Source organism: Loigolactobacillus iwatensis (assembly GCF_003950295.1).
Taxonomy (GTDB): domain Bacteria; phylum Bacillota; class Bacilli; order Lactobacillales; family Lactobacillaceae; genus Loigolactobacillus; species Loigolactobacillus iwatensis.
This window is the reverse complement of record NZ_RHNP01000026.1, coordinates 19,152-42,352: the sequence shown is the minus strand read 5'-3', so window position 1 is coordinate 42,352 and position 23,201 is coordinate 19,152. Positions and strand designations below refer to the sequence as shown.

The 23,201-nt window shown below is 39.3% G+C and carries 26 protein-coding genes and 2 tRNA genes; 7 read left to right on the top strand and 21 right to left on the bottom strand.

From position 1 onward, the window contains the following. Window positions 1-231: 231 nt before the first annotated feature. The 3 genes from EKM98_RS07730 to EKM98_RS07720 form a co-directional block, all read right to left on the bottom strand. Window positions 232-624, bottom strand: coding sequence for a hypothetical protein (locus tag EKM98_RS07730; RefSeq protein ID WP_125981844.1), 393 nt, complete (start codon window positions 622-624; stop codon window positions 232-234). 12 nt (window positions 625-636) lie between these two features. Next, a complete protein-coding gene (locus EKM98_RS07725; protein WP_125981842.1) occupies window positions 637-1,008 on the bottom strand; it encodes a CvfD/Ygs/GSP13 family RNA-binding post-transcriptional regulator in 372 nt (123 codons plus the stop codon). A 541-nt stretch (window positions 1,009-1,549) separates the two neighbouring features. Further along, the gene (locus EKM98_RS07720) at window positions 1,550-2,137 is read right to left on the bottom strand and encodes a peptidylprolyl isomerase (protein ID WP_125981840.1); all 588 of its coding nucleotides are present in this window, start codon (window positions 2,135-2,137) and stop codon (window positions 1,550-1,552) included. Window positions 2,138-2,457: 320 nt separating this feature from the next. Here EKM98_RS07720 and EKM98_RS07715 point away from each other — a divergent pair, with 320 nt between their 5' ends. The 3 genes from EKM98_RS07715 (at window position 2,458) to EKM98_RS07705 (ending at window position 4,877) form a co-directional block, all read left to right on the top strand. Beyond that, complete coding sequence (locus EKM98_RS07715; RefSeq protein ID WP_125981838.1) at window positions 2,458-3,450, top strand: NAD(P)/FAD-dependent oxidoreductase; 993 nt, start codon at window positions 2,458-2,460, stop codon at window positions 3,448-3,450. 27 nt (window positions 3,451-3,477) lie between these two features. Next, window positions 3,478-3,984 carry a phosphatidylglycerophosphatase A family protein gene (locus tag EKM98_RS07710; protein WP_125981836.1) on the top strand — a complete coding sequence of 169 codons (507 nt, stop codon included), beginning with the start codon at window positions 3,478-3,480 and terminating at the stop codon, window positions 3,982-3,984. A gap of 239 nt (window positions 3,985-4,223) precedes the next feature. Further along, a complete protein-coding gene (locus EKM98_RS07705) occupies window positions 4,224-4,877 on the top strand; it encodes a VTT domain-containing protein (protein ID WP_125981834.1) in 654 nt (217 codons plus the stop codon). A 237-nt stretch (window positions 4,878-5,114) separates the two neighbouring features. Here the strand turns inward: EKM98_RS07705 and EKM98_RS07700 are convergent, their stop codons facing one another. The 16 genes from EKM98_RS07700 to EKM98_RS07625 form a co-directional block, all read right to left on the bottom strand. After that, window positions 5,115-5,426 (bottom strand): nucleoside triphosphate pyrophosphohydrolase family protein, encoded by a 312-nt coding sequence (locus EKM98_RS07700; protein WP_125981832.1) that lies wholly within the window; start codon window positions 5,424-5,426, stop codon window positions 5,115-5,117. A 240-nt stretch (window positions 5,427-5,666) separates the two neighbouring features. Further along, window positions 5,667-6,329 carry a TIGR01906 family membrane protein gene (locus tag EKM98_RS07695; RefSeq protein ID WP_125981830.1) on the bottom strand — a complete coding sequence of 221 codons (663 nt, stop codon included), beginning with the start codon at window positions 6,327-6,329 and terminating at the stop codon, window positions 5,667-5,669. Next, entirely contained in the window at window positions 6,317-7,087 is a 771-nt protein-coding gene (locus tag EKM98_RS07690; RefSeq protein ID WP_125981828.1) for a TIGR01457 family HAD-type hydrolase, read from the bottom strand. The genes EKM98_RS07695 and EKM98_RS07690 overlap by 13 nt, the downstream gene beginning before the upstream one ends. Window positions 7,088-7,090: 3 nt before the next feature. Next, entirely contained in the window at window positions 7,091-7,684 is a 594-nt protein-coding gene (locus tag EKM98_RS07685; protein WP_125981826.1) for a YutD family protein, read from the bottom strand. Next, window positions 7,681-9,069: a bifunctional metallophosphatase/5'-nucleotidase gene (locus tag EKM98_RS07680; RefSeq protein WP_125981824.1), complete on the bottom strand. Its 1,389-nt coding sequence runs from the start codon at window positions 9,067-9,069 to the stop codon at window positions 7,681-7,683. Before EKM98_RS07680 ends, EKM98_RS07685 begins: the two co-directional genes overlap by 4 nt. 87 nt (window positions 9,070-9,156) lie before the next feature. Beyond that, complete coding sequence (locus tag EKM98_RS07675; RefSeq protein WP_125981823.1) at window positions 9,157-9,399, bottom strand: hypothetical protein; 243 nt, start codon at window positions 9,397-9,399, stop codon at window positions 9,157-9,159. 85 nt (window positions 9,400-9,484) lie between these two features. Next, window positions 9,485-10,108 (bottom strand): metallophosphoesterase, encoded by a 624-nt coding sequence (locus EKM98_RS07670; RefSeq protein WP_125981821.1) that lies wholly within the window; start codon window positions 10,106-10,108, stop codon window positions 9,485-9,487. A gap of 186 nt (window positions 10,109-10,294) precedes the next feature. Beyond that, entirely contained in the window at window positions 10,295-11,593 is a 1,299-nt protein-coding gene (locus EKM98_RS07665) for a dicarboxylate/amino acid:cation symporter (protein WP_125981850.1), read from the bottom strand. A 282-nt stretch (window positions 11,594-11,875) separates the two neighbouring features. After that, window positions 11,876-11,947 (bottom strand) — tRNA-Asn (locus EKM98_RS07660). Window positions 11,948-12,077: 130 nt separating this feature from the next. After that, window positions 12,078-12,149, bottom strand: a tRNA-Asn gene (locus EKM98_RS07655). A 367-nt stretch (window positions 12,150-12,516) separates the two neighbouring features. Then, window positions 12,517-12,825 (bottom strand): hypothetical protein, encoded by a 309-nt coding sequence (locus EKM98_RS07650; protein ID WP_125981819.1) that lies wholly within the window; start codon window positions 12,823-12,825, stop codon window positions 12,517-12,519. Between the two features lie 385 nt (window positions 12,826-13,210). Continuing rightward, on the bottom strand, window positions 13,211-13,579 hold the full coding sequence (locus EKM98_RS07645) for a hypothetical protein (protein ID WP_125981817.1): 369 nt from the start codon (window positions 13,577-13,579) through the stop codon (window positions 13,211-13,213). 34 nt (window positions 13,580-13,613) lie between these two features. Continuing rightward, window positions 13,614-14,549, bottom strand: coding sequence for a pyrimidine-specific ribonucleoside hydrolase RihA (gene rihA, locus EKM98_RS07640; protein WP_125981815.1), 936 nt, complete (start codon window positions 14,547-14,549; stop codon window positions 13,614-13,616). A gap of 2 nt (window positions 14,550-14,551) precedes the next feature. Further along, window positions 14,552-15,274, bottom strand: a complete 723-nt coding sequence (gene rpiA, locus EKM98_RS07635; RefSeq protein WP_125981813.1) for a ribose-5-phosphate isomerase RpiA — start codon at window positions 15,272-15,274, stop codon at window positions 14,552-14,554. A 24-nt stretch (window positions 15,275-15,298) separates the two neighbouring features. After that, window positions 15,299-16,255, bottom strand: a complete 957-nt coding sequence (locus tag EKM98_RS07630) for a nucleoside hydrolase (RefSeq protein ID WP_125981811.1) — start codon at window positions 16,253-16,255, stop codon at window positions 15,299-15,301. Between the two features lie 233 nt (window positions 16,256-16,488). After that, entirely contained in the window at window positions 16,489-17,739 is a 1,251-nt protein-coding gene (locus EKM98_RS07625) for a NupC/NupG family nucleoside CNT transporter (RefSeq protein ID WP_125981809.1), read from the bottom strand. A 233-nt stretch (window positions 17,740-17,972) separates the two neighbouring features. Between EKM98_RS07625 and EKM98_RS07620 the strand changes: the two genes are divergently transcribed. From EKM98_RS07620 to EKM98_RS07610, 3 genes are read left to right on the top strand one after another with little or no spacing between them, the layout of a single operon-like run. Then, window positions 17,973-19,349 (top strand): glycerophosphodiester phosphodiesterase, encoded by a 1,377-nt coding sequence (locus tag EKM98_RS07620; RefSeq protein ID WP_164512673.1) that lies wholly within the window; start codon window positions 17,973-17,975, stop codon window positions 19,347-19,349. Window positions 19,350-19,373: 24 nt separating this feature from the next. Further along, complete coding sequence (locus tag EKM98_RS07615) at window positions 19,374-19,868, top strand: GNAT family N-acetyltransferase (protein ID WP_125981805.1); 495 nt, start codon at window positions 19,374-19,376, stop codon at window positions 19,866-19,868. Further along, window positions 19,868-20,191 carry an ArsR/SmtB family transcription factor gene (locus tag EKM98_RS07610; RefSeq protein WP_125981803.1) on the top strand — a complete coding sequence of 108 codons (324 nt, stop codon included), beginning with the start codon at window positions 19,868-19,870 and terminating at the stop codon, window positions 20,189-20,191. The genes EKM98_RS07615 and EKM98_RS07610 overlap by 1 nt, the downstream gene beginning before the upstream one ends. A 220-nt stretch (window positions 20,192-20,411) precedes the next feature. On the opposite strand, the gene EKM98_RS07605 is transcribed toward EKM98_RS07610, so the two are convergent. Next, window positions 20,412-21,068, bottom strand: a complete 657-nt coding sequence (locus EKM98_RS07605) for an HD domain-containing protein (RefSeq protein WP_125981801.1) — start codon at window positions 21,066-21,068, stop codon at window positions 20,412-20,414. 248 nt (window positions 21,069-21,316) lie between these two features. On the opposite strand from EKM98_RS07605, the gene pepV reads away from it, so the two are divergent. Next, on the top strand, window positions 21,317-22,720 hold the full coding sequence (gene pepV / locus EKM98_RS07600) for a dipeptidase PepV (RefSeq protein WP_125981799.1): 1,404 nt from the start codon (window positions 21,317-21,319) through the stop codon (window positions 22,718-22,720). A gap of 189 nt (window positions 22,721-22,909) precedes the next feature. Here pepV and EKM98_RS07595 read toward each other — a convergent pair whose 3' ends face one another. Then, the gene (locus EKM98_RS07595) at window positions 22,910-23,089 is read right to left on the bottom strand and encodes a hypothetical protein (RefSeq protein ID WP_125981797.1); all 180 of its coding nucleotides are present in this window, start codon (window positions 23,087-23,089) and stop codon (window positions 22,910-22,912) included. Window positions 23,090-23,201: the final 112 nt, after the last annotated feature.

Sequence of the window (23,201 nt, the reverse complement as noted above, 5' to 3'; positions counted from 1 at the left end):
TTTATTCAATCAATATTCAAGTTTACTTAACGCGACAACTTTTATAGTTTAGCAAGAATCTAATTTGTTGTCAAGAATTTTTCTTAATTGTATAACTAGAAAAACTATATTGGCAACAACAAATACTATACCAACATTCATAAAGTGCGTCAAGATAAATCGTAATTTTATTTCAAAAAATTAAGTTGCCGAATAAATTTACATTTATTCAGTTATAAAAATGTTGCCCTTCTAACCCTTTTTATTGAAATATGGAACGCCCCGAATATCAATTCGCTTCAACAACTCGCGCAGTTCTCGCGGTGCCTTGAATTGATAACCTTCCGTCTGAAAGACTGCCGAATAGTGATCTATCGTTTTAGTTGAAACTTTTCCCCATTCAAAAATAAATAACGATAATTTCTTTTGATCGACTTCGACATTGCTTAACTCACTAAGACGTAAATCACTAACGTCAACCTTCAGCCTTATTTTTAGTGCCTCCAAAATATTGGCAAGTGGCGTTTTTTGTTCATTAAAATCGGTTAGCAGCAATTTAAATTGATCCTGCCGATCTTTGGTTACTAAAAATTCCGGCGCTCCTGATCCATCAAATACCATTATTGTGCCCGCAATTTTTTGCATCTTTATTCCCTCTTACTTTGTTACTAAATTTTTTAACGCATCCGCAATCCAGCCTGATAAATTTGCCGCAATTGGTGCAAATCCAATTTTATCATCACGATTCGTCCAATAGTGCTTACGTCGAAATTTAGAAGAAAACTCTCGGTGCTTTTCCAGCGAACGCATTGATAAACTAATTTTTTGAGTAAACTCGTCAATATCCAAAACTTGAACCTGAACTTTGTCGCCAACTTCTAGAAGTGATTTAATATCCTTAACGTAGCCATGCTGACATTCAGAAATATGGATTAAACCCTGAACCTCGTCATCCAAAGCTATAAAGGCGCCATAGGGTTGAATTCCCGTCACATAACCAGTAACAACATCCCCAATTCTATAAGTCATCTTAGTCACCCCTTTTTTAACTCATTCAAGATTATATTATAGCGAAGCCAATTTATCAGTGCAACTAATGGTTTTGAAAGTGTTTCAAACTTTAGATCTATGTATTATTAATTTAAAAAATCATTGGCTTAAATTAATCCCTAAAGAAATCCTACTTATTTGTTCGAGCCAGTAGCAAAATTTCTACATTTATCTCGGTGCCAACTAAATTTTGAAGAGATAAGTCTAATATTTGAACCTGTTGTTAACCACCTATTTATTAGTACTATAGAACGAAAACGGCTTAACCCCGCTCCCCATTCAGAAAAAATCGCACAGCTTCTAGAAGAACGCTGCGAGCACAGAGACATACTTTTACTAGTATTTTCCCAACCAATTTAGTAGAAAGAGTAAGATAATCTTTCTTTCACAATTTTAATAGCCCAATAAAAAGACGGTAGGTGCGACAAATTGCTAATTTTGTCGTACCTACCGTTCTTTTTTTCTACTATTTCAATCTAGAGAAAGTACACCTAAATCGATTCGCCTTTCCAATTATTCCTTAGGCTTCCTCAATTTTGACACTTGTCATAATAACATCTTCATTAGGCTTATCCTGTGCATCACTCGCAGCCTGACTGATCTTTTTCACAACTGGCATACCAGAAATCACCTGACCGAATACAGTGTGGTGAAAATCAAGCCAGGGCGTACCGCCTTGCTTATACACTGCAATCACTTCTTCAGGATAATTGGCCTCCTGCAACTGTTCAATCATTTGTGCTGGTACATTTTCGTTGGACACAATAAAAAATTGGCTACCATTTGTGTTTGGCCCTGCATTGGCCATGGATAAGGCACCATTGAGATTGAAAAGCTCCTGGGAGAATTCATCCGCAAAGGGTCCGCCAAACGAGCTTTCACCACCAGCACCTGTTCCTGTTGGATCGCCACCTTGAATCATAAAATCTGGAATCACTCGGTGAAAGATAATGCCATTGTAATAGCCTTGATTAGCTAGGGCAACAAAATTTTCAACAGTCTTAGGTGCTTGTTCTGGAAATAACTGAACCGTAATCACCCCTAAAGTTGTCGTAATTACTGCTTTAGGTCCTTGTACATTTTCTAAATCTAATTGTGGATAAGTCATTATTTTCCCCCTGCTTTTATTTTTAAAGTCATTAATTAACTCACATTATCATACCAGAATCCAATGAAAATACTAGCGTTTATCGTAAAATGAGGCTGCGTTTAAAAATTGCTATCATTTAGTATTTTTTGACCAATTTATCCTAATAGGCTAAAAAACAATTTCCGATACTTAGTCAATAATTCTTAATAACAGAATTAGAATCCAGGTATCTTTTTACACACCACACTTTTAATCCCCGAAACAATCTACCCAGGTTAATCAATTTATGCTAGAGTTATCATTATTAATGATATTAGTTTAAATGGAGGAAAAAATACATGAGCAAAACGGAACACATTTATGATTTAACTGTTATCGGCGGGGGTCCCGTTGGTATGTTTACGGCTTTCTACGCAGGTATGCGGGAACTGGATACGCAACTAATTGAGAGTTTACCTGAACTTGGTGGTCAAGTAACAACTCTTTATCCTGAAAAAATTATTCGTGATGTTGCTGGTTTCCCCCAAATCCAAGGAAAAAATTTAGTAACCGAACTGAACAAGCAACTTGTTCAATTTGACGACTTTAAACCAACAATTCGCTGCGGTGAAGAAGTAACTTCGATAGATAAACATGAAGATGGCTTTACAATTACAACTGCTAAGGGCCAAACAAAATCGCGCAGTGTTATTGTTGCCATCGGTGGTGGCTCATTTGCGCCACGAAAACTTGCAATTGACTATGATCAAACACTGGAGGATGAAAAGGTCTTCTATTTTGTCCATAACGTCGCCGACTTTGCTGGTAAAACAGTTGCAATTGCCGGTGGTGGTGATTCAGCGATCGATTGGGCCTTAACATTAGAAAAGACGGCTAAGCAAGTTTATTTAATTCACCGCCGTGATCGTTTTCGCGGTTTAGAATCAAGTGTTAAACGACTGGAGAACTCGTCCGTTAAAATCGTAACGCCTTACCTAATTGATGCCGTTAATGAAAAAAATGCCGGTTTAAGTCTTGATTTAAAAAAGGCAAAATCAGAAGACCGACTTACTTTAGAAGTTGATGACCTATTAGTTAACTATGGCTTTACGGCCGATAATCACGTCTTACGCGATTGGGGATTACCATTGGAGCACCGCGCACTTAAGGTTGATACGAACCTTGAAACCGAGATTCCTGGAATTTACGGTGTGGGCGATAGCGTTACGTACCCTGGTAAGGTTAAGTTAATCGCCTCTGGTTTTGGCGAAGCACCCACTGCTGTTAACCATATTTCAGTAGCACTTTATCCCGAACGTCGGCAGCCACTTCATAGCACCTCAATTGCTTAAGTATCGCTAAAGGAAGTTATCAAACTAATGACCCCAAATCAAGAAAAATTACACGACATCGCAGTTGCTGATCTTCACAAACGCGGTGTCGAAGTTAGTGACATTGCAAAGTTAGTCCTATTTTTACAAAAGGACTACATTAAAGACTTACAGGAGACCGAGTGTGAAAACAGCGTTGAGATCGTTTTACGTAAGCGTGAAGTTCAAAATGTAATTATCACGGGTATTCAACTTGACGTTTTAACTGAGAAGCACCAACTTGACGAACCGCTTCAAAGTATTTTAACCGAAGATGAAGGCCTGTATGGTATTGACGAGATTATGGCGTTAGGAATTGTTAACGTGTACGGTTCAATCGGCTTTACCAATTATGGCTATATTGATAAAGTTAAACCTGGAATTCTCGCCATCTTGAACGCACATCAACCAGGTAAAATTCATACTTTTTTAGATGATATCGTAGGTGCCATTGCGGCAGCCGCTGCCAGTCGCCTTGCACACGCACATCCCGAAGAAGAAGACGATATTTATTAAAAATTAATTCGCTAAAAAATAATCGCCCACAGCTAATAATGAAGAATTCCACTTATTTTTAATAAGTAATGGTGCTAAAAACGTAAAGATTGAACCCAAAATTCTATTTGGATTCAATCTTTTTTTAAAATTTTCAGTCTAATTATTAGAATTAACTTAAACTAACAATTAAAACTAGCTAAGTTCACCATTTTTCAGTATACTCAAACAAATAAGAAAACCAACTAAAGGAGACGTCTATGCCCCAATTAATTGATTTTGTACTAAACATTGATACCCACCTTGTTACTTTGGTCAACAGTTTTGGTAATTGGTCGTATTTAATACTCTTTTTACTTATCTTTGTTGAAACTGGTGTCGTTATTTTACCTTTCTTACCTGGTGATTCACTGCTCTTTGCAGCCAGTGCTTTAGCGGCAAATCCGGCCTATCACTTAAACATTTGGTTTCTATTTGTAACTTTCTTTGCGGCCGCTGTCCTCGGTGATACACTTAACTACGAGATTGGCCGCCTACTAGGAACCAAGGCGACCAATTATCGCTGGTTTAATCGTTTCATTGATAAACAAAAAATGGCACAGGCCGAACAGTTCTTCAATCGGCATGGCGGCAAGGCCATTGCTATTGCCCGATTTATGCCAATTGTCCGCACCTTTGTTCCTTTCATTTCTGGCGGTAGCCACATGAATTACCGAAAATTTAGCCATTTCAATGTACTTGGTGGTTTTCTCTGGGTAACCGTTTGCCTGATGGCAGGTCATTTCTTTGGAAATATGCCCTTTGTCCAAGATCATTTTTCAATTGTAGTCGTTGGCATTGTAGCAATCTCACTAATTCCCGTTTTAATCACACTCTTACGTCAACATCATGCAACTAACCTCGATACTGACTAAAAACAGTGAACATTCAAGCTATCTTCCGTTAAAAATTAGTAACTGCTACGCCGCAGAACCATTATTAAAATAGTTTTAAAACATCTATTTACACAGTAACCGTTAAACTATTTAAAACCAAGAGGGACTACGACAGAAATTTTGCCGAGGTCCCTTTTTTTAATGTTTGCTGTAGGAAAGAAAACTTGTTAGTTCACTCCACTATCAATAAATCATTCTTTAATACTTTTTCTTTAATTACTTTAAATGCTGTTCCCGTGACCGTAAAAAGCTCTCTAGTGCAGTGGTCATATCAATATCGTTGGCATCGGCCAGAGAACTCAACCACCAAATTGATTCCGCAATTTTGTAGTCCAGTGAAAATTCTGATTGTGCTGCGGGCCAACTACCTTGCTGTGCCATAACTAGACGCCCAACGAGCCCAGCATCAGTGAGAAATGCCAAGGCATCCTGTTCAGTCGTCCATGGCCGCCCATCTTGCTTGACCTCTAATTCATGATAAGCCGTACGAATTTTGCGGGCACGGTTGGTGAATTCATTAATTTCCATCTATAAACCTCGATTGTTTTTGGAAAAGACCCTTACTAGTACTTACCTAACTAATTTAGTGTAAACGTATTTGTTTAAATTTATGAATTAATTTTACGGTACACTAACTCAAAATATCAATTTTCTAACTTGATCCAAACAGTTACTTGAACCATTACCACCAACAATTTTAAATCAAAATTAAACCGTAAATCTTTAGTTTAATCCTAGGAATTTACTAGTCAATTAACCATTGAATTTTTAAGAACCCATCTTATCTGGACTCTTTTTCAACGCCCTTTTTCCAACTAAAACACCAATTAGCAAAAATACTTCTAGTAAAATAATAGCCAATATAAAACAGTGCATAAAAAAGCCTTCTGGTAAAACCAAAATGATTGGGTCCGTGTTGGGATCAAATAACCAATCACTATTCCGAAAAAGCAATTTATGAAAATCAGTAAAAAAAGTCTGAAAGTTCATTGCCAGTAAAAATAGAACAACAAACGGAATTCCCATCATAAATTGAAATGGCCGAATCAATTGCCATAGTTGTCGTTTACGGTGTAAAAAGCGTAAAAACAACCAACTCGTCACACTAGTCACCAAAAAAACTGCATAATCAATAAACACCAAATGGCGAACATCCGTAAAGTGTAACGTTCCCGCAAAGGAACTTTCAAAATCCGTCATGTGTAGATTCTGAACCCATGGTAGCGTAACGTAACTCAACATCTGGTGGTAGTTCTTCATCAATGTTGCCGTAGTCATTGGGACACCCTTTAAGATTTCAAAATAATGAATGTCAAGTCGGTAAAGCCAAGTTGAACCAAAGGTCAGAATAATGGTCAAGCTTAATAACCACAAAAATAGACCTAGCCAATTTAGAAAGCGCCCGGCACGCCAAAGCATTAAACGTCCCATTCGTCTAAACTTTGAATCTCGTACGTCGGCTTCACAATAACCTTTTCAATATCAGCGGGTTTGGAATAACCAGTGTAAACTAACAGTGTATCCACGCCAGTATTAATTCCTGCTAAGATGTCCGTATTATAGTTATCCCCCACCATCACGGCTTCTTCCTGGCGCAAACCAAACTGTTTTAACGCCGCCTCTAGCATAATTGGCTGTGGTTTACCAACGTAAGTCGCCTTTTGCTGGGTAGATCGCTCAACAAAAGCAATCACAGAACCAGCACCAGGAACTAGCCCACGTTCATTAGGTAGATTCGTATCCGCATTAGTTCCGATAAATTTAGCCCCTTTTTGAATTGCCAAAGTTGCCTTTTCAAATTTTCGGTACGTAACATCCCAATCCAAACCAACAACAACGTAATCAGGATTAAGATCATCAAACTGAAAACCCTGATTTAAAATGGCTTGTTTTAAACCGAGTTCACCAATTGCGTAAACTCGGTTGCCAAGATTTAACGACCGAATATAAGCAGCAGTTGCTAAACCAGCAGTAAACACATTCTCAGGCTTAATCTGCATATCGTAATTCTTCGTTAAATTAGCAGCAACAACTTCAGGCGTTTGTGTTGTATTATTCGTTAACACTAAAAAAGGAATGTTTTGTGCCTGTAAACGTGCAATAAACCGGGAAGCAGCAGGAATTTTCTCCTTGCCACGATAAAGTGTCCCATCAAGATCAATAAAATAGGCCTTGTACTTCTTTTGCATCTGCTAATTTTCTCCTGTCTTTCGCTTACTTTTTTCACGAATCGTAAAGTGCCGTTTGCGCGGCGACTTTTCAGCCTTGGCACCTTTTTTGATTGGCTTAACACTAACTTGACGTTCATTAATTTGTGCCTTTCGCGGCCGTCGTGATCGCTTTCGCCGCGGTGCTGTCGGTTGCTTTGGTGGATTAACTTGATGGAGGACAAAATAAGCACAACCAAAATTACAGTACTCAAATAAATAATCCTCTAAAGTTGTAATTAATTGATCTCGCCGTGCACGGCGATTAGTTGGGCTGTAAAAGCCCTTGAGCCGCAGTTGTTCATAGCCCCAGTCGCCAACGACATAATCATATTTAGTTAAAATATCGCTAAATCGTTCACCCAATTTTTCTTTATCAAAACCGTCATGGTAATTGGTCACTAATTCATAGGGATGCCCGTCAATTGTCATCATAGTATCTGTTTCCATTAAAACACGGTCAAGCTTAACCTCGTCTGGATCGCTACTAGCAATTTGTGAAATTTCGGTGGCCAAATCAATCCCGGTACTTTTTTCCTCGGTTGCCTTATCTGGTGTGGCACTCTTCGTCGTACTCATTTACCTTCCTCCTTTCCATCTTTGAGATAACTTGCAACGGCGTTACGTAGTACACCTGGAAACAGAACTTCACTATCACCAACAATACTTATCGTTGGGAAAAATTGAAAGTAAAGGTAGGTGTCCATTCCGGCCAAGGTGTACGTGGCCTCTGGATCAAGCGGTTTTCCTAGCCAATAGACCGTTCGGCTTAACAAATTTACCGTAATTCCCTTATACACCATATCGCCAAAAATCTTACCGCGAAACCCGAGACCGTGCAATTGATAATGTTGCAAAAATTGACGGTTCTTTTCAATTTCCATAATTAGACGCCAGACGTCAGTTCCGCGTAAAGTAACCCGCAGTAAATGCATCGCGTGAGGTAATACGGTATGTAAATCATCTGCAGTTACCGGACCCGCAGCAAAATCACCTAGAAACACCCCTGTGTTAAGTAATGCAACTTCCGTTTTGGCCGCTCTAGCAACCGCCGCTAAACTTACGTCCATTAAAGTCGAATGCCCAATTGGCTTACTCGTCAAGGCATGGGGTAATTGGGTAATAACTTGGCTGGCCAACTGTTCATGGCCAGCTGTTAAATAACCCGTAATTTCAGCCTCATCAGCAGCTTCGACAGGTAATTTTGTTGTTGTCACCACACTAGCCACGCTTTGTTGAACTTGATGATCTTGATTAAGGGTCAATTGCACGTGACCGACATGATCACCAAAACGTCCGGCGGCAGCCACCATTGTCTTTCCGATTAACAGTCCGGTTGGCAATAAATGGTGCGTATGGCCACCCATAATAACGTCAAATTCAGGATACTTGGCCGCAATTCGTTTGTCCATCGTTATACCAAGGTGAGATAGCAAAACTAAAACATCATATTTACCTGCTAAATCGGCGAGTATCTTAGGCATTGCATTCTGAATTAATTCTGGGTCCCAGCCATTAGGTCGATAAGTTGAAATGTAAGGCGCCGTCATTCCGATAAACGCAACGCGGGTCCCTTCATTTGTAACCTTAATTAAATATGGCTGAGCCCACTTTGGTTGTTGTTGCGTCTTTTTATCTTTTAAGTTTGCCAAAACTACGGGGAAATTAGCCTTTTCGTACAGTTGTTCTAATTGTCGCTTAGAATTGCCTATTCCTTCGTTGTTACCAACTGTAACTGCGTCATAATCAACCTGATTAAGTAATTGTGTATTAATTTGGCCGTTAGTTGCCTCAGTTAACGGGTGCATCCGGTCCATGGCATCGCCAATATCCACTGTATAAACAGTATCACCTTTTGCACGAAAGCCGTCCTGTTGCTGCTTTAAATAACGCCGAATACGTGGCCAGGTCTCAAAATGCGAATGCATATCATTCGTGTGAAAAAAATCAATGATCTCAGCCATAAGGAGCCTTCCTTCCTTTACTATAATTTTACCTTAAAGATAAAATCAGTGAACGTCAAGTCAGCCTAAAGCAACTGCCATCAAACCCTAATCAACTGTCTGGCCGTAACGTTCTAAAACACCTCGCACTGGATTCACCTGATCGGCCTGTAGTAGTGGTAATAGCTGCGGAAATAAACTATATTCCAGATAAGCCGTTGACATCTGTTGCTTCCGGTATTTGTGCAATGCCAAAAGTAATAAGTTATTGACTGTCTCCCGCTCAGTCGGTAATGATGCCGCTAATATAAAATTACGAAAATCTGCTAAAGATTTATTATTTTCCTCCATAATTGATACTCCTTTAATTGCCCCTAATTAGGCTTTAATTGTACCGAAGGAATTATTAAAAATCAATGTGTGATTTAATCAATATCTAATTATATTTATTAACGGGTTTATTTTTAATCAAGTAAGCTTTCTTTCCAGAATACATCTCAAATAATTCTGCTTCCGAAAAGGGCGTCCCAAATGGTGGTGAATTTTTCAAAAAAACAGTCTCTGGTGTATCAATGCCAACATTGATATCTTCTGCAATTGGAACACTTGAATGGTGAATATGACCATGCAAATTCATTGTCTGCTTTACAATTCCCATCATCATCGGGTAATGAGTCATAAAGAACTGAAAATGGTTCATCTTAATTAAGACCCCTACATCATGAAACCTGAATTTAGGTTTGTCCGGAAAAACGTCCCAATTATGTTTAGCCAAGAACTTAAATAAATCCCGATTATCATGATTCCCTTTGATGAAAATAATCTGACCGTTCAATTGCTTTAGAATTTCAAACACTTCATCATTTCCTGGATAATTGCTGGGGTGCATGGCAATATCCCCTAAATGATAAACAACATCCTTATCACTCACTCGCGCATTCCAAGCGGTAATAATTGCTTGATTCATCGCCGTAACATTTTTAAATGGCCGCGGTGCAAAATCATTATTTCCCAACAATTGTTCATGAAAGAAATGTGTATCCGCCGTAAAATATTGCACTTTTACCACTTCCTCAATCATTAAAAAGAGCTCAGTTTAATTATTTCAACCCAAATCCCATAGTTAACTTTTCAAGCACGCTTACACTAAATCAGTCAGATAAATACTAATAAATGTATTTTCCAAACATAACCTAACTTGAGAACACGCTCTAGTTTACACCGAAACTAATTCAAATTCAGATGTTTAGCTCACTTTAGTCGTTTTAGGGAACGTTTTAAAATGGCTTAGGTATTCTTGGCTCTGAGCTTCATCAAATTCATGTTCCGATTTAGCAACAATCATCGCTGCCAAAGAATTACCAACGACGTTAACAGCCGTTCTTCCCATATCGACTAACCGATCAATTCCCGCAATAAAGGCAAGTCCTTCTGCAGGTACACCAATCGTTGAAATTGTCGCTAATAAGACAACAAAAGACGCACCAGGAACGCCGGCCATTCCTTTAGAGGTGATCATGAGTACGACTAAAAGTGTAATCTGTTGGCCGATGCTTAAGTGAATATGGTAAGCCTGTGCCAGAAATAAAGCGGCTAAGGACTGATAAATCGCCGAACCATCAAGGTTAAATGTATAACCAGTTGGTACAACAAAGCCGACAATTCCTTGACTGACACCATATTTTTGCATTTTCTCAATAATTTTTGGTAACGCCGCTTCTGAACTAGCCGTAGAAAATGCCAGTATAACCTCATCTTTAATTACCCGTAGTAAATCAAAAATATTAATGTGCCATAATCTTCCCACAAGCCCCATCACCACAACAACAAAAATAATCATTGTGGCGTAAGTAATCAGTAAAAATAGCGCCAGTGGCTTTAAAGCACTGAGTCCAAACTGAGCAATCGTGACACCGATCAAAGCAAAAACACCAATTGGCGCTAGCTGCATAATCCAGTTGGTCATTTTGAACATCACTTCGGAAACAGCATCAAAAAAGTCAATCAGTAAGGTCCCTTTTTTGCCAATTGCAGCAATTCCTAAGCCAAACATTACAGTGAAGAAAATCACTGGTATCATGTCCCCGTTGCCCAGTGCTTGAAAAAAATTAGTCGGTACAATATTCATAAATATTGTGCCTAAGCCCTGATGCCCAGCAGATTTAGCCGCAGTTGTATATTGACTAATGGATACCTTGCTCAAGGTATTAATATTGATTGAATCCCCCGGTTTAGTTAAATTACCAACCAACAAGCCTAAAGCGATTGCGATAGTTGTCATTAGTTCAAAATAGATGATAGTCTTCCCACCAACACGGCCAAGCTTCTTGATATCCCCCATTTTTGCAATTCCAACAACCAAACAAGAGATAACAATTGGTAAAACAATCATTTTAATTAAATTAATAAAGATCGTCCCAATTGGTTGTAAAATGGCCACTGCAACCTTGTTCTGGTAAAAAATTGCGCCAACAATTAGTCCTAAAATAAGACCAATTAAAATTCGCCAACCTAAATTTAAGCGCAAAAAATGATACTTTTTCAACATCGTCCCTCCAGACAAGTTAAAATCAGCTAAATAAAATTAGAATTAAGGCAAATAAATCAGGCCTCAGCTTAGCTAATTCTCATTTAAATCAACAAATCCTATTTTAGCATAATTTATAACACTAATTTAGGTGGTGCCAGCATTTATTTAAATTGGCAAGTGTCGTAGAGGTTACTTAAATACTTAAGCCCATTTAATCATGAAATACTAGCAAAATTGTTTTCAAAACACCTTAACAAACCGCAAAAAAGAGCATCCGCATAGCGGATGCTCTAAAGACTGTCCAGGTTGGGTTCGAACCAACGACCTACGGTTTAACAGACCGGTATTCTACCGCTGAACTACTGGACAATAAATATAACTTGTATATTATTTATACCATAATCATAAGTAAATTGTAAAGCCCTTTTTTAAAGTTTTACATAATACCATGATTATACTACTCTGTTGAATAAATAACATTATCAATAAAGTTATTTAACTGTCCAGGTTGGGTTCGAACCAACGACCTACGGTTTAACAGACCGGTATTCTACCGCTGAACTACTGGACAATTACGAGTTTCTCTAAAAACTCAACACATTATTTATACCATATTAGCCACATTCTTGTAAACCATTTTTTAATAAAAAACCATTTTTCTTTCATTTTATTATTAAAAACGTTATGCCAAAAGTATAGTTTAGCCAATAAAAATGCTGAATTAATTTACGTCCCTACACTTGGATAAACTCAGGAGGCTTTAATTAACCTGTATTTTTCATCACCAAATTAGTAACAATATCTCCTAAAAAGCAACATTTCAAACTGACAAATTTCACCTTGTTAGCCTTGCACTAAATCCCCGAGTTCAAACACCAGTGGAATCAATAATAATCTGCTACGGCAAAATAGAACCTGAACACTCTTTCAAGCACTCACTAGCCAACATGATTCTCGCTGATAACTGTCTGGTAGGCCGCCTTGCTAGCCTCATCATTAGGTAACCACGGTATCCATTCAGTGAATTTTTCGGGCGGTATTGTAAAATGTTCATTTACGTACTTTTCATAAGTTGCTAATGCTGTTGAGTGCGGAATGTTTAGTTGAATAATTCGTACTTCTTTGATATAGCCTCGAATAGCCGCCAATTCTGCACGCCCATTCATAGTCATATTGGAGATATCAAGGTACGTACTACCGTCATTTTGCATAATTTCTTGTATCAAATCTAAGTTGATTACCTGCATTAAAATCATCTCCTGCCGGTTTATTATACGGGTTTTTACTTTATTAGGCAAAAAAAGAACCACTGTCTGCGGAACAGTGGTTGGCATAAGAGAGAAAGAGAATTGATTTAAAGGTAATGATGAAATACCTTACGAAGAAATATTAGCATACGCTGTAAGCGTTGTCAATCTATTTTAAATAACAAAAAAGAACCTGCACAAAATTCACAGGTTCTTTTTCGGAAGTTTGATGTAAAAGCTGAGGAAGTTATCTTTTACATCAATATCATACTCAAACAGGTTATGTTAGAGGAAGATAAATAAATGGTTACTATAATATAACACAAACAATTAGATATTTCTAGCTATTTTATAATTTTAATGCCATTTAAAAATTACCAAAATCTCATAATTCTTGTTTAGTAGCATCATCCAATAAAACCAGGTCACCTTCATTTGAATTAAGTGCCTGCTGTAAGGTAAACGTTTGACTAAATTCAAAATCACGTAAAGCGAGTAGGGCCTTTCTTGAACTCGTAAATGTTTTCAAACTAGTTTGGCCCTGTAGGGTTGCCCTTAAATATTTGCTCCGATATTCAACCACATACTGTTGCTCACTTACTTTACTGGTATCCGCAGTCGCACCAAATCCCAGAGTGGTTGGCTGATTTAGCTTTTTATTACTGATGAAAAACAACAAGGTTGCCGGCCGTGTCTGATCATCCTTTTGAATGATTTCCTTTAAATCGGCGAGCTGATTCAATGAAATTCTCATACTAAACGCTTCTTTTCATATTAAAAATTTAAATTCAACTAAAAGTTTTAAGTGCTTCAACAAGCAAGGCAACAAATTTTTCCCGGTTAATTTTCAATAAAACATCCGTATTTTCTGGCTTATTAGTCAAATGATAATAGTCAACTAATGTCTCACCACGGGTTAGATCACCCTTAGTCTCAACATCGACGTTGCGGTAAGCACTTTCAAACATTGTCGGATCAATTAACCATGCAATTGTACAGGGATCATGAACGGGCGTTCCTTCAAATTTCCACTTTGGCTGGCTATAATAAATACGATAGAAATCTAATAACCCCGTGACCGCCTGTGCAACTGGGTTATTAATTTGCCGCATTGTCTCTACGTCCTTCTGTAAGATTTGTGCTTGATGAGTAACGTTTAGGCCGGCCATGGTTAAAGGTACACCAGAATTTATCACCAGCTTAGCGGCCTCAGGATCAACAAACATGTTGAATTCTACTGTGGGAGTCCAATTACCCATTCCCATGGCCCCACCCATAAAAACAATCCGTTTAATTTTTGATTTTAACTCTGGATGAACAGCCAAAAATAACGCAGCGTTGGTCATCGGACCAGTCACAACCAGAGTCACTGGAACATCACTTTGGCGTAACGTTTGCGCAATTAATTCTACTGCGGGAACAGGTTGCGGTGCAAAATCTGGCTCTGGTAATGTTGCGCCATCTAGGCCCGTCTTTCCGTGAATATCATCCGCAATTTGTAAATCTTGTAGTAGCGGTGTTTGATTACCGGCGGCCACGGGAACTTGCTGTTGTTTCATTAACGTCAATAAACGTAAAACGTTATTCAAAGTTTTGTCTGGTGTCTGATTACCGGCGGATGATGTAACTGCCAATAGGTCAATCTTTGGTGAAGCAACAGCCAACATTAACGCAATGGCATCGTCATGCCCAGGATCACAATCTAGAATAATCTTGGTTGGCATGCCTAATGCTCCTTTGTTTGTTGGTAAGTAACTCTTTCTGGTGCTTCAAGTACCTTTGGCCCATCGCCATAGCCATAGCCAACAATAACTGTGTTAACAACATTTAAAAACAAACCATGCTCAACAACCCCCACTTGCCGGTTTAAATAATCAGCTAAACCAAATGGATCATCAATTGTACCTAATTTTAAATCAATTATATAATTTTTAGAATCAGTTTGGACTAAATCACCGTTAGCCTGCTTTCGAAAATTCGGGTTTAACTGCTTAGCGGCCAGTCGTTTATAAAGCTGCTGACTACCGTAAGGAATAACTTCTAGCGGTAGTGGGAAACTACCCAATTTAGTGGCCATTTTGGATTCATCAACAATCCAAATATTACGTTTAGAATTAATAGCTACAATTTTTTCAAATAAATGAGCCGCGCCACCGCCCTTAATGCCTTGAAAATTTTTGTCAATTTGATCGGCGCCGTCAATTGTTAAATCAATATGATCAACTTCATCAACATTTTTAATTGGAATATTAAGTTGCCGACCTTGGGCCGCTGTTCGATCCGAGGTCGGAACACCAGTAATTTTTAGTCCTTCTTCTGCAACTCTCTTGCCTAGGGCGTCTACCATAAATTTGACGGTGCTACCAGTCCCAAGTCCAACAACCATACCATCTTCAACGTATGTTGCGGCCTTTTCACCAACCATTTTTTTCAATTCATCTTGTGTCAATTTTATCGCTCCTCAATTTATTAATTAATGTTGTGCAAATAACCAGGTCAACCGTTGCATAAAACGCTGTAAGAAGCGTTCTGCGGCAACATTGACAGCGACTTTTACGTTAGTGGGCTCATTCAATCGATCCACATCCCCAACCGTCCGGGCCGCAAAGGGCGCCTCAGTTTCAACCTTCATATTTAAATCAATTGTTTGGACCAAATCAGGATCTAACGCTACACCAACTGCTAATGGATCATGTAACGCGCAACCCTTTAAATTGGCACTCAATCGGGCGTAGGCGGCAATGTAATAGTCGACAATATCGGCAAAGGCCCGCCCAGATTTAGTTCCTAATGAGCGCCATAATTTAGTCTCTTTACGGGTTAATAACGTTCTCAAGGTGACATCCAAGCCGACCATTGTTAAGCTGGTTGAACTGCGTAGAACCGCATCTGCAGCGGTGGGATCTTGATTAATATTTGCCTCACCTACTTCAGTAACATTCCCTGGAACGGTCAAGGCACCACCCATAAACGTAACCTTCCCAACTAGCGCGGTTAGTTCAGGTGCTTTGGCAATTGCCGCCGCTAAATTCGTCATTGGTCCAGTCGGAATAATTGTTAAATCGGCCCCGTAAGTTTTTGCCGAGCGAATCATAAAATCAACGGCCGATTCGTTTTCTGGCTGGCGTTGCGACTTTTCTAGTTCCACCTCACCAATCCCGTTAACCCCGTGAATGTCTTGGGAAACCGCCATAACGTCAAAATGATTACTAGTTGATGAGTGTGGTAGCCCCAGGTAAACTGGTACGTTGGATTGACCCAATAAATCTAAAATACGTAAACTATTGGCCGCCGCTTGCTTAGTCACAACGTTGCCATACGTACTGGTAACACCAATTAAGTCGGCCTCCTCACTAGCAACTGCGTAGGCAATAGCCAACGCATCATCAATTCCCGTATCTAAATCTAAAATAAGCTTCTTTTTTGCCATTTTATTCCCCCACTTCATCTAAAAAGAACTTCCAGCAAAAGCATAGCATAGCTAGTAAGCCTTTTCAATTTCGATATAATTGCTTAAAAAGTGACTAAAAAATAGGGAACACAATTCAGCTTTTTTTGAAGTTGAACCTGTTCTCTATCCTATACCTAGGAAGGACTTAAAAATAAATTTACCAGTACTTTTTATCGACTAATCTCAAATTCAGGCGTGTTTCAAAACGAAAATCACCAAACGAAAACACCAACAATTGCTGATGATAGTAAAGAAACTAGGATCCCTGAAAGCAATAAGTAGCCAACGTTTGATGAAATTAAGTCGTTCTTTTCCTTATTAACAATTCCCTTAAAAGCCCCAATGACCATCCCAATGGTAGAAAAATTAGCAAAGGACGTCAAAAAGACCGTCAGCATTGCTCTAAAGTGGGGCTGAAATTGGTTAATAACTGGTGATACTTTCCCCATGACAACAAATTCGTTGGTCACAAGCTTAGTCCCCATATACTGTGCAAATTTAAAAGCATCTTGCACATTTAATCCGGTCAACCAAGCAAACGGGAACATCACAATTCCTAGAATATGCTCTAAGGTTAGCCACGGATTAACTAATTTAAGTAATTTATCAATTAAGGCTGCTAAGGCAACGAAGGCGATTACGTTGGCAGCAATAATAAGGACTAGCCGACCGGCACCTAAGATAGAATCTCCTAAGAAAGAGAAAAAAGGTTCACGTTTTTGAGGTGTACTCGCCGTTGCTTCGCTTCCGGCAGTGGCTGGTACCTCGGCCGCACTCCCAGTCATTTTAGCGATCGTGTCTTCTTCTGGTGTCACTTTTACTGGATTTAATAAACTAGTTACAATAATGGCATTAATAATATTAATCGGAACTGCCGTTAAAATAAATTGACCAGGCATCATTTTTGTGTAAGCACCTAGAATTGAGGCAGTCACACAACTCATGGACATCATGGCCAAAGTCAAATCACGCTGGCCCTTCATTTGCTTTAACTGTAGACTCGAAACGGCCAAAGCTTCAGTGTTACCTAAAAACATCATTTCAACAGCAAAAAAAGATTCAAATTTTGGCTGACCCGTAATCTTAGCTAGGCCACGGCCAATCCATTTAATGATAAACGGCAAAACGCCGATATAGGTTAAAATATCAAATAACGGTACAATCATCAGAATTGGTAGCAATGCACTCGTTACAAAATCCATATTTTTCATATGAACCCAGCTGGGAAGTGCGAATGCAATTCCGGTGTAGGCAACATCAACCAGCCAATTAAAGCCATCAGCGGCTCCCTTAACGATTGCCGTTCCAACTGAAAAACTAGTTAAGAACCAGGCCAACACAAAATTAATAACCAACATAATAACAATTGAGCGCCAATTGATCTGCTTTTTATTTTTCGAAAATAAAAACGCAACACATAAAAAAACAAAAATCCCAATAATATTAACGATTAGATAGAACAATCCCTCACCCTTCTTTCAATGATTTAACGGGCCCGCTTAAATAATCCACCTCCAAAGCCGACCAAGATTAGCGATAAACAATATTCCTAGTATACAAGATATCTTTTTGTGAACCAACAACTCATTTTGAAGTTTTAATTAAGCCGCGTCGTGAAGCTTACAAACTAGCCAAAATCGGCTATACTAGAAGCTGATAAGAATTTCATTTTAGATAGGAATGAGTGACTTTCGTTGTGTTAAAGAAATTAAGTTGGCGCGTTCTTAGCATTATTAGTTTACTGTGCTGCCAACTAGTCTTAAGTGGCTTCACAGTTGTTGCCCACCGCGGTGACCCATTAGCCGCCCCTGAAGAAACTTTTCAGAGCCTTAATGATGGTTTTGCTGCCAGTGCAAGCTACTGCGAACTTGATTTACGAGAAAGTTCCGATGGTGTTTTAGTTGTTTCACACGATAGTAATCTAAAGCGGGTTACCGGTCAAAATATGGCTATCTCCAAAACGCCTTTTAATGAAATTCAGCAGGCCCATGAAACTAATGGTGAACCAATTCATTCATTACAGCAGCTCTTCGAACATTATGCCAACCAACCAGAAGCCAAATTTATCTTAGAAACCAAAAAGAATAAACAAAAACCAATTGATATGGAGGCCAAGCTAGCAGCTTTAATTAATCAATACCACATGCAAGATCGCGTCATCATTCATTCATTTTCTGCTGACAGCTTGCAAAAAATGAGCGTTTTGCTCCCAAAGGTTCCCCGGTTACTACTTGCTAATGACCTGACAGATATTTCAATGGCCGATTTACAATTCGTGACTGGTGTTAGTCTCCAGGACACCGTCGTCACGCCCGATATTATCCAACAAATACACCGTTTAAACAAAAAGATCTACGTTTGGAGTGAAATGACGGAACCGGCCAGTGTAATTCCGGCAATTACCCTTAACAACGTTGATGGTGTTGTGACCAATTACCCAGCAACTGTTGCCGCCTACGCACAAGCAAAAAATGGTAGTCACCAACATATTGTCAATCAGGTGGCCACTGTCACAACAACTTATTCTGCGGCCACCTGGACTAATCCCTACATTCACCAGCAAGAGAGTAACTCAGTAACTGCTGGCGAGCCACTTCAGATTAGTACAATCGTTACCAAGGCAGGTTATTCCCAAGCCGAATTAACCGATGGTCGGTGGGTAAACGCCGTTAACTTAAATTTCGGTACTAATTACCAATTAGCACATCCCTACCTCGGTTTAAACGTCCAATTAAAACCAAATCAGTACCGTCCACAATTATGGAATAATCCGTTAACACCAACAACCAGTCAACGATTATTCAGTGGTAGCGGTAAAATCACTGCCGTTAAAGTAGTTAAAGATAAGCTTTGGTTTCAAATTAACCAACAGGGCTGGCTACAAAGTAACCAAGTTTTAGTCAATTTAACCAATCAATCTACTGCACAACGGGCCGACTACTTTAAACTACCACCATCCAAGCGTCTAACATCAATTGACTTGCTTCAGCCACCTGCACTAAATCAAGTGACGAGGCCAATTGTTATCAATGGCCATTTTATGAGAATTATAAATGAATTTAATCACCACTAATTTAAATTATTAAGGAGTTTAACTATGAAAATTCGTCACGTTCGTTCCACTGATCTACCGGCATTATTGGATATTGAACACGCTGGTTTTAGTCCCGCAAAAGCCGCAACTAAAGCGGCCTTTGAAAATCGAATTGCCACTATCAGCGATACTTTTTTTGTTGCCGAAGTCCAATCCCAAGTTGTGGGCTTTATTAACGGTCCAGTTATCGATCAACCTTACATTAGTGATGACCTGTTTGACCAAACGCAGCCTAATCCGACAATTGGTGGTTACCAAAGTGTCCTGGGCCTGGCCGTTGCACCTAGTTTTCGCCAACAAGGAATTGCCCGAGCACTTTTAAAGGCCTTAGAAAAGGACGCCTTGACACATGAGCGCCAAACGATCACTTTAACTTGCGAAGAACGTTTAATTCCATTTTACGAGACGGCTGGTTTCACTAATGCCGGTGTTGCAAGCTCAACCCACGGCCAAGTCACTTGGTATAATATGGTTAAACCCTTAGGAGGATCACTGTAATGGTCGATAAACCACTACCGCAAGGACACCTAGTTGTTCCTGCCGATGACGTTTTAGAAAAAATGACAACGCTCTTTAAAGTTTTTGGTGACCAGACGCGTGTTCGGATCCTTTACACTTTGTTTGAAGAAGAACTACCTGTTTCTACCATTGTGGCCCTGTTAGCAAAGTCACAGTCCTCAATTTCACATCAACTGCACATCTTGAAGCAGGCCGGCCTTGTTAAAAATCGTCGGGAAGGTAAAATCATTTTCTACTCTTTGGCCGATAAACACGTCATTACTATTTTTGGTCAGATGATTCAACACGTAACGGAAAAATAAAAAGGCGCTGCAACAAGGAATAATGACCTGTTACAGCGCTTTTTCATTTTTAGTTAACAAGAAAAAAACCGTTTTACCCCTTTAATCAGGCTTCACGCCTAAATCGCGTTTGAAAAAGTACGCTTTTGTGTTTGCCATGTTGTAACCTGACAAACTTTACCCTGCTAGTTCTTGTGGTGACCGAGACAAAATAGAACCTAGACGCTTTTTCAAACACTTCCTAATCCTCTGCCGCCCATTCTGCCTTAAAATCTGTCAAAAAATTAAGCATTCGCGTTTGACGTTTTAGCGCAATTTTCTTTGCTGCCGCTGTGTTCAACTGATCTTGCAACCGTAATAGCTTTTCATAAAAATGATTAATAACCGTGCTTTCGCCGCTTTTATAATCACTAGCCGATAAATTAGTTCGGGGTGCTAATTGCGGATCGTACATTTTTTCACCAAAATGGCCACCAAAATAAAATGTACGGGCAATGCCAATCGCACCAATCGCATCCAATCGATCGGCATCTTGAACAATTTGACCAGCAATTGATAACTGCTGTTTCTGATCAATATTTTTTCGGTAAGACATATGATCAATAATTTGCCATAGTTCAGCCTGTTCCTTTGCGTCAACGGTAATTTTATCTAAAAATTGCTGCAGTGCCTGACGTGCTTCTGCGACGCTTGCAAATAATTTATCATCCACAACGTCATGTAAAGTTGCGGCCATCAAAGCAAGATAATCGGCCACTCCCTCATCCTGACATAAGCGTTGGGTTAACCGTACCACACGTTCAATGTGATCACTGCTATGCCCAGTAGTATCCTGATCTAATACTTGGTGCATATACCTAGTTGCCTGGGCCAATTTTTGAATCTGTTCGTTTGTCATATCATCATTCCTCACCTGATTTTATTAATTAACCGTAGCGCTTCGAGTACTATTAAAAAAATCCCTTCCAACGTTAATCTGTGGTTAAAAGCGCCAAATCACATGTTTTTCATAAAAATACGCTTGCACTTCTTTGGTCAACCCTTCGAAATAATCCTACCGCAATTCTAATCTAAGGTACATTTTAATTGGCAGTTCAGTTAATTCAGGCTATACTGAATAAACCTTTTTAGAAAGCAGGTGGCACAATGCCAATTAATTGGGAAGAAGAAGTAGCAAAACGTCAAACGGATTTACTGCAAGATTTAAGTGACATCGTTGCAATCAATAGCGCCCGCGATGATACGCAAGCAACTGAAGCGGCACCTCTAGGACCTGGTCCGAGGGATGCCTTACTGAAAATGCTAGCCCTCGCTAAACGTGACAACTTCAAAACCAAAAATATTGCTAATGTTGCCGGTCGAATTGAATACGGCGCAGGTAAAGAAATTTTAGGAATTTTCGGTCATATGGATGTTGTTCCTGCTGGTGCTGGCTGGCAGAGCGACCCCTTCAAACTAACTCATAAGGATGGTCGTTTATACGGTCGCGGAACCAGTGATGACAAAGGCCCTTCCCTGGCCGCTTATTATGCTTTAAAGATTATTCGAGACCTTAAGTTGCCATTAACCAAACAAGTTCATTTTATTCTCGGAACCGATGAAGAATCTGGTTGGTACGGCCTAAACCGTTATCAGGAAACAGAGAAAATACCTGATTTTGGTTTTTCACCTGACGCCGAATTTCCAATTATTAATGGTGAAAAAGGTATTACAGATTTTAAATTAACTTTTACACCTAACAGTGAAATAAAATCAGCCGACTTAACTTTAACTAGCTTTACCAGTGGTCTACGGACAAATATGGTTCCCCAATCAGCTACCGCAGTGATTTCCGGGGTAACACCAACTTTAAAAGCCGCCTTTGAAACTTATTTGGCCGCTAATCCTATTAGTGGCAATTATCAACCAACTGCTGACCAAGTGACACTCACTCTTTATGGTAAAGTTGCCCACTCGCAAGAACCAAAAGACGGCATTAACGCCGCTACTTATTTGGCCAAATTTTTGGCCAAATATAATTTCGATGCCGCAGGTGAACAGTATTTGCAAACAATTGCCCACTATTTTCATAATGATTCTCGAGGTAAGCTACTTAAAATTGCTTACACTGACGATGTTATGGGTGATTTAACGGCCAGTCCCGATCTCTTTACCTACGTGATTAACCAAGCGGCAACGATCACGCTTAACGTTCGTTATCCTAAAGGAACAGATGTCGCTACCATTATTGCTGCTTTAGCCAAAACGCTGGACCCTAACGTTAAGATTGAGCAATTGGGCCACGCAATGACGCCCCATTATGTTCCTGCTAGCGATCCGTTAGTCCAAACACTACTAAAAGTTTACGAAAAACAAACTGGTGAAAAGGGACATGAACAGATCGTTGGTGGTGGTACTTATGGACGCCTGCTCAAACGTGGTGTTGCTTTTGGTGCGTTATTCCCAAATCGTGAGAATGTCATGCACCAACCTGACGAGTATCTGCCATTAACTGACCTTTTACGGGCAACCGCCATCTACGCTGAGGCCATTTACGAGCTGGCGCGGTAAATTTTAATTTATATTTTTTGATAAAATTGAAGCTGGACCGGAGATCATTAGGTTAAGTTTCGCTGTGAGCCCAAACTTTTGGCACACGTTCTAGAATAATATTTGGAAACAAAAAGAGGCCGTAAAGTGACTCTCCGGTATTGGACTAAAATCTAATACCGGGGCACTTCACAACCTCTTTTTTAAATGTTAACGCGAAATAACAACAACCAAAATCATATCAGTATCAATGCTATCATCATTTTTAATCGGTGTTAACTTAACATCGACCAACTCGTGGTTATTATCGCTAATGTCAGCCAATACCTTGTTTAAACGGTGCTCAAGTTCTTGAGCATAAGTCGTGAAGACCTTACTTTCATAATGCATTAAACATCCTCCTAATTTCTCTAATGTCTACTCGGTGCTGGTACAAAAATAATCTAAATTTAGTATTATTCTAACCCACTGAGTTTGTCATTACTAGCAGTTGTTGTTTTTA